Raw genomic sequence first — 6,368 nt, 5'->3', positions numbered from 1 at the left:
AGTCCACATTGGTTTGTCGGTTGTTCCTGTCTGTATTCCATGCAGCCACTTTAGTTCGCATCTTTTCAATACAATCAATTCGTCCTGCAAGACATTGTCGTTTCAAAACACTGAGTTCTATCTCTGCAATGTTCAGCCAACTCCCATGTTTTGGAGTGTAATGTATCTCAAGCNGGTCAGCCAAACGTTTGGCTTTTTCAGGTGGGAAGGCCGTGTATAACGAAGCCATATTGTGTGTATTCAAATTGTCCATAATAAAAATAACTTTTCCCGCATCTGGGTAACGCTCTTCCAGCATTTCCTTGGTAAAAAAGGCCCAGTCAATTCGCTTTCGTGTTGTAGTAATGTATGTGCGAACCCAACCTGCCGGCACGCTGTTACAATAAAGCCTATGAAAGCACATCGACCGCCCACCTAACGGACGCCTGAATGACTGACACCGTAGTTGTAATTTATTCCGGAGGCATGGATTCCTTCACGTTATTGCACAAGGCACGTGCTGACGGCTTGAACGTTCATGCCATATCTTTCAACTACGGCCAGCGCCATGTGCGCGAACTGGACTGTGCCCAAGAGGTTTGCCAGCGACTTGCTGTACCACACAAAGTGATTGATATTCGCGCCATGAGCGACGTAATGGCAGGCTCTGCGTTAACGTCTGAAACCATTGACGTGCCTGAGGGGGATTACCAGGAAGGTTCTATGAAATCTACCGTGGTGCCCAATCGCAATATGATCTTGCTGGCACTGGCCACCGGCTATGCCGTTACCGTAGAGGCCAGCGCCGTATGGTTCGGCGCCCACGGTGGCGACCACGCGATTTACCCGGATTGCCGTCCTGAGTTTGTGGAAAAAATGAACGCAGTGTGTAAAGTTTCAAACTACCAGCCGGTCGCGGTGGAAGCTCCGTTTATGCACTTCACCAAAGGCGACATTCTGGCCCTTGGTTTACAGTTGAAACTGGATTACAGCCATACCTGGACCTGTTACAACGGCCGTAGCAACGCCTGTGGCCGTTGCAGTTCCTGTGTCGAACGCTTGCAGGCGTTTGCCGAGCATCAGCAACAGGACCCTGTTGCCTACGAGGCGCATTACTGATGTACCGGGTAAAAGAAGCGTTTTATACCCTGCAGGGCGAAGGTGCCCAAGCCGGTCGCGCAGCGGTTTTCTGCCGCTTCAGCAAATGCAATTTGTGGACGGGCCGGGAAAAAGACCGTGCTACCGCAGTGTGTCATTTTTGCGACACTGACTTTGTGGGTACCGACGGCCAGAATGGCGGCGTTTTTGCGACGCCTGAGGCCTTGGCAGCGCATATCGCGGGGTTGTGGCCGGTGGCACCGGGCAAGCCCTATGTGGTGTGCACGGGCGGCGAGCCGCTGCTGCAGCTAGACCCTCCATTGATTAATGCCCTGCACCAGGCCGGATTTGAAATTGGCGTTGAAACCAATGGTACCCTGCCGGCGCCTGCTGGCATCGACTGGCTTTGCGTGAGCCCAAAGGCGGATGCGCCAGTGGTCATTGAACGCTGCAACGAACTTAAGCTGGTGTACCCACAGCCAAAAGCCACGCCCGAGCGTTTTTTGCACATACAGGCCGATCATTTCTTTTTGTCGCCCATGGCCTCGCCGTCGGTGCCGGAAACCAGCATGGATGTGATCAAGCAGAGTAATACGCGTAAAGCGACGGATTACTGTTTGGCGAATCCACGCTGGCGCTTGACGTTGCAGATGCACAAAATTATCGGTATCGATTGAGCGCGAGCTTTACAGCTTTATATCGGTAATCAACGGGTTGTGGTCGGAAGAACGCCAAGGCTGCGGGCTTGAATGGCTGCGGTAATCCGCCATTCGGGGCTGATCTGCGTTGATATTCCATACCTTTGCCGACAGCACCCGCGGTTTTAGCGCCGCGGATGCCAAGGCGTGATCCAGTGACCCCCGAGCCCCTTTAAAACGATAGCTGTAGTGTTCACAGCGCACCGGCGTGCACGGGTGGAAGTGCGCGACCATGCTGGTGTAGCCGGCGCGGGCCAGTTCGCTGATGGGTTGCTCTTTGCTGTAGCTGTTGAAATCGCCGGTGATCAGGATGCCCGCCAAGGCGTTACTTTTGTCTAGCTGCCCCAGTTGATCCAGCTGCTGGTGCAGTGTTTTTGCCTGTTTTACTCTCACCACGGTGTAACAACCCTGGCCATCGTTCTGTTGTGCGTTCTCACCCCTGGCGTTGCGGCAAGATTTTGACTTCAGATGCACGCTCACCAGTCTGAGCGACGGGCCGCCGCTTTTCAGGGCAAAACGCTGGGTTAGCGAGGGGCGTCCGCCGTCGCCCGACAGATACTGCGCTGGCCCAAGCGCGTTTACCCGATCTTCGCGGTACAGCAAACCGTTGCGGATGGCGTCTTTTTGCATGGCCGAGTTAACCGGCACCACAAAGCGCCAGTGTGGCCCAAGACTGGCGGCTAACTGGGCGATGGCGCTGTTGCTGCCGTAGCCATCGTTTTCCAGTTCAGACAGCGCCAGCAAATCGGCACCAGCCTGATTCAGGCCCGCGCTTAAACGTTGCAGCTGGCGCTTGTACTGGGCCTGGGTTTTTGCCCCACGGCTGGTTGGAAAACCCTGGCCGCGGCCATCACCGTTGAACAGATTGTTCAGATTCAGGGTCATAACCCTCAGATTCGCGCTTGTTGGCCTTGCCGGTGCCGGGTCAGGCAGCGGAGGCGGTTTCAGGCTGGGTATCTGGTCAGGCTGTAAGCGCCAGGCGCCGTAGCGATAATCCATTACGCCAGTCAGGCCGCGAACCTGGGTGCCGGCTACCAGGCTGGAAACAGCCGAACCCGGCTGTGCGGCGCTGTAGGCTGGCAGCCAGTTCAGTGAAGGCGGGTTGCGGCGGGCGTGGCCATCATCGAGAGCCAGTGTGTTCACAGAAGCCAGGTTGGCGTGGCGCAGGGCAGCTGTTCCGGGAGCCATGAACTCGGTGGATATCAAGGGGTCTTTGGCTGCCAACGATACGACACCAAAGCGCGTTAGCTGATAGCTGTCGGTAATCTTGAGTGGCCCGTTAATGCGGACGCGCATGTTTTCCAGGCTTTCAGGCGTTCTTGTCCAAGGCAAAGATATTTCCACCGGGGCTGGGAGTGCCTGGTTGCGGCACACCTGTAAATCACTCACCGCAACCAGCTCTGTCAGCCCGTAGTGTTCTTTGACTTTGCCGGTAACGCGAAGGCGTTGGCCCGAGCGGCCTTCTTTATAATGGGTATAAACAAACAGTGCAGAAGAGCGAGTAGAGTCCGCAGGCGTATTAGCCTGCTGCAGGTAAAACCCGGAGAAGCCGTCGGCCTGGCGTGAGTCCAAGGTTAATACGCCTTCAACGGTAACGGTTTGACCCACCAGTGCCGAGGTGTCTGTATTACCCTGAACCTCAGTAATGACTGTTGTAGATTGTCCACAGGGGTTTGCTGCTGCTAACGCTGGGAATACCAGCACTGAACAGCAGAATAAGCGGATAAAAATCGACTCGGGGCGTGTGATCACACGCGGAACTTATGGCACAGTCGAGCGCTTAACTTAACCTTAACCACAGGCGGCGATGGTTTTAAGCGCCTGCTCGCGTTTGCTGCCAAAGCCCAGGCTGTCCGGGTTGATCAGTTCCAGCTGCTGCACCAGTGCGTCAGGATGCTGGGTGTTTATGGTAATGCCCAGCTGCGCCAGAACATAGGGCGCCAGTGCAGCGCGGCTGGTTACCGTTAATTTTCCGTGTTGCATGTCGTAATCGTTAGCAATAATAAGTTGCTGCGGCTGGGACAGGCGCTGGTCTGGCGCCACTTCCAATGTAACCTGACGATTCCAGTCGTCGTCTTGGGAAACACTGTGGCGAACTTTCTGGCGCAGCAGTTCAGGAACGCTGCGTAGACGGCTGATGGCAAAGTCGCGGAATTCGCGATTGGCATCACACCAGGCGCGAACGTGCCATTGATTGCCTGCGCAGACCATTGTATGCGGTTCCAACACGCTGTGAACCGCTTCCGGGCGGCTGAGAGATACGTAGCTGGCTCGGAGTTGTCGGCTGCCGCGAATAGCGCTGACCACGGCGCGCATGGTAGCTGGGTCAATTAACCGTCCGGGGCTTGAAACCGAATAGCTGCCGGGTAGCCGCACCTCCAGTGAGGCAAACACACTGCTGAGCTGTTGCTGGCTGGCCACCAGATCCTGGTACTCGCTGATTTCGCCGCGAGTAACCACCGGTTTGAAATTGCTGGCTGGCACGTAGCCCTTCAAATGACGGTCATATTCCAAATTGCCAGGCGCCAGTTCACGCAGATAGGTGTTAATGTCTTTGGATGCTTGCTGGCGGCCAATACCGAAGCTATAACAAATGTGGTTGGTTGTCAGCCGACCCTCCCACAATGCAATGGCCTCAATCAGGCGATATCGAACCAACAAATCCCAACGGATGGGCCATTCTGTTTTTTTCATAACGATGAACTCATCAATTGTGCGTAAGTTTATTATGGTACATTTTCACAAACATGTGATCTGTTACGACGCATTAATGTAAAAAATGTAAAATCTCTAGTCCTCTCTGGCTAGAACACCGAGTAACAGCGGCAAGTGCCTAGCCCCTAGTGCATTGGTGATGTTTTTGCTGGTTTAATGGTGGTGCTTGAACAGCGCTGCAGTTTGACCGGAAAACATCTGTTCCTGCGATCACCAACACCACTTCATATCCTCAGCTGGTAATTCCGGAGTTCCGCCATGACCCGAATGGTCGTCTCATTGTTTGCGCTGCTTCTCAGCATTGTGCTGCTGAACGGCGGAAACGCTTTTCTGATGACGTTGCTGGGTATTCGCCTGAGTATTTAGGGCGTTGCGCCGGATACCATCGGTATGGTTCTGGTGTGTTACTCCATTGGTTTTGTGCTGGGCACTTTATTTGTGCAGAAAGTGGTATCGCGGGTAGGGCATATTCGCGCTTTTGCCGTGTTCGCGACCATCGCCGCGGTGGCATCGTTGCTGTATCCCATGGCCATCAGCATGGTTTTCTGGGCAATTTTGCGAGTGGTTTCGGGATTTAGCATGGCTGGCGTTCTGGTGGTCATCGAGAGCTGGTTTTCCAGCCGCGGGACCAACGCCAACCGAAGTACCCTGTTTGCGGTGTATCAGGTGGTGTATTTGCTGGCGGCTGTAGGTGGCCAGTTATTGATCAATGTGGGCAATCCCGCAGATTTTGTGCGATCGCTTTGACCGCCGTCGAATCATGTTCTGGATATCGGCGCTGGCGGCCATTTCTGCCTTGGTGGTCAGTATGCTGGGTAGCCATCAGTTGCTGGCATTAACGCTGGCCGTGGCGGTATTTACAGGCCTGTCTGCAAGTATTTATCCGGTGGCCGTGGCGATCACCAACGACCGTATGGAAAGTTCTCGCATTGTTGCAGCCAGTGCTACGTTGCTGCTTAGTTATGGCATTGGCAGCGTGATCGGGCCAGTGGTGCTGTCTAAACTGATACAGCTTTTGGGCCCAGAGGGCCTGTTTTATGGTTATGCCGCTGCGCTGATCGTGTTGGCGGCGGCGACCAGCTATCGCATACCCATACTGAGGACATTGCGGTGGAGGATCAGGAACACTTTGTGCCGGCCATGCCCGAAATGGATCCTCGCAACGCAGAGTTTATCGATTCGCCAGAGGTTGAAGTGGATGCGGTAAACGGCGAGCCGGATGAAAGCTCAATAGTCAAAGATGATCTCCAGAATGCGCCGGCCCACTAGAAGTAGAAGGCGGGCGTCGTGGTTTCCCTGCTTTCAAATATTGCTTACTATTGCAAACCTGTATTTAAGCGCATGGTTAGCATGCTATTATCGAATTTTTCATAAAGTAAGCTTTTGGCATCGTTAGTTCTGTGGCTTTCATGGCTCCGGCGGCTTGCCAAAAACTCAGGAGCAATCACCGATGAGAGAGCAGTTTCCGTTTACCATTGCACGTGTTACCCGTCGCTGGCGCAAAATGCTAGACGAACGGTTGAAAGATCTGGGCGTTACCCAGGCGCGGTGGAGCGCCATGTTCTATTTAAAAGCGGGTGGTGAAGGTTTAACCCAGCGCGAACTGGCCAGTTTAATGGCCATTGAAAATCCGACACTGGTGCGTTTGTTAGACAGCCTGGAAGGCCAGGAGTTGATTGAGCGCCGCCCTTGCCCGAATGACCGCCGCGCCCGCCGCCTGCATTTGACCGACGGTGGCCGTGCGTTTATGGACGAGATGACGACTCGCGCAGATCGCCTGCGTGACGAAATGCTGGAAGGCGTTAGCGAAAAAGATATCGAAGTTACGCTGCGGGTTTTTGGAACCGTTCTGGAAAACGCGCACAAGCAAAGGTAAAC

6 protein-coding genes and 1 pseudogene are annotated in these 6,368 nt (G+C 54.3%); 4 read left to right on the top strand and 3 right to left on the bottom strand.

All coding sequences use genetic code 11. The features are described 5' to 3' along the window. The coding region (locus A3OI_RS21955; RefSeq protein ID WP_018404297.1) for a transposase at positions 1-298 on the bottom strand (298 nt) is incomplete at its 3' end. 131 nt (positions 299-429) lie between these two features. Between A3OI_RS21955 and queC the strand changes: the two genes are divergently transcribed. Further along, positions 430-1,098: a 7-cyano-7-deazaguanine synthase QueC gene (queC, locus tag A3OI_RS0110850; protein ID WP_018404296.1), complete on the top strand. Its 669-nt coding sequence runs from the start codon at positions 430-432 to the stop codon at positions 1,096-1,098. After that, positions 1,098-1,754, top strand: coding sequence for a 7-carboxy-7-deazaguanine synthase (queE, locus tag A3OI_RS0110845; protein ID WP_018404295.1), 657 nt, complete (start codon positions 1,098-1,100; stop codon positions 1,752-1,754). The genes queC and queE overlap by 1 nt, the downstream gene beginning before the upstream one ends. A 9-nt stretch (positions 1,755-1,763) precedes the next feature. Here the strand turns inward: queE and A3OI_RS0110840 are convergent, their stop codons facing one another. Together A3OI_RS0110840 and A3OI_RS0110835 are read right to left on the bottom strand one after the other, a co-directional pair. Beyond that, positions 1,764-3,527 (bottom strand): ExeM/NucH family extracellular endonuclease, encoded by a 1,764-nt coding sequence (locus A3OI_RS0110840; protein WP_228702950.1) that lies wholly within the window; start codon positions 3,525-3,527, stop codon positions 1,764-1,766. A 39-nt stretch (positions 3,528-3,566) separates the two neighbouring features. Continuing rightward, positions 3,567-4,469 (bottom strand): helix-turn-helix transcriptional regulator, encoded by a 903-nt coding sequence (locus A3OI_RS0110835; RefSeq protein ID WP_018404293.1) that lies wholly within the window; start codon positions 4,467-4,469, stop codon positions 3,567-3,569. A gap of 279 nt (positions 4,470-4,748) precedes the next feature. Here A3OI_RS0110835 and A3OI_RS19925 point away from each other — a divergent pair. Both A3OI_RS19925 and A3OI_RS0110815 read left to right on the top strand, forming a co-directional pair. Next, positions 4,749-5,759 (top strand): annotated as a pseudogene (locus tag A3OI_RS19925) (MFS transporter). Between the two features lie 181 nt (positions 5,760-5,940). After that, the gene (locus A3OI_RS0110815) at positions 5,941-6,366 is read left to right on the top strand and encodes a MarR family transcriptional regulator (protein ID WP_018404292.1); all 426 of its coding nucleotides are present in this window, start codon (positions 5,941-5,943) and stop codon (positions 6,364-6,366) included. Positions 6,367-6,368: the final 2 nt, after the last annotated feature.

The organism is Marinobacter gelidimuriae (assembly GCF_000372805.1).
GTDB classification, from domain to species: Bacteria; Pseudomonadota; Gammaproteobacteria; order Pseudomonadales; family Oleiphilaceae; genus Marinobacter; species Marinobacter gelidimuriae.
Note: the sequence above shows the minus strand (reverse complement) of the source record. Positions and strands in the feature narration are given on the sequence as shown.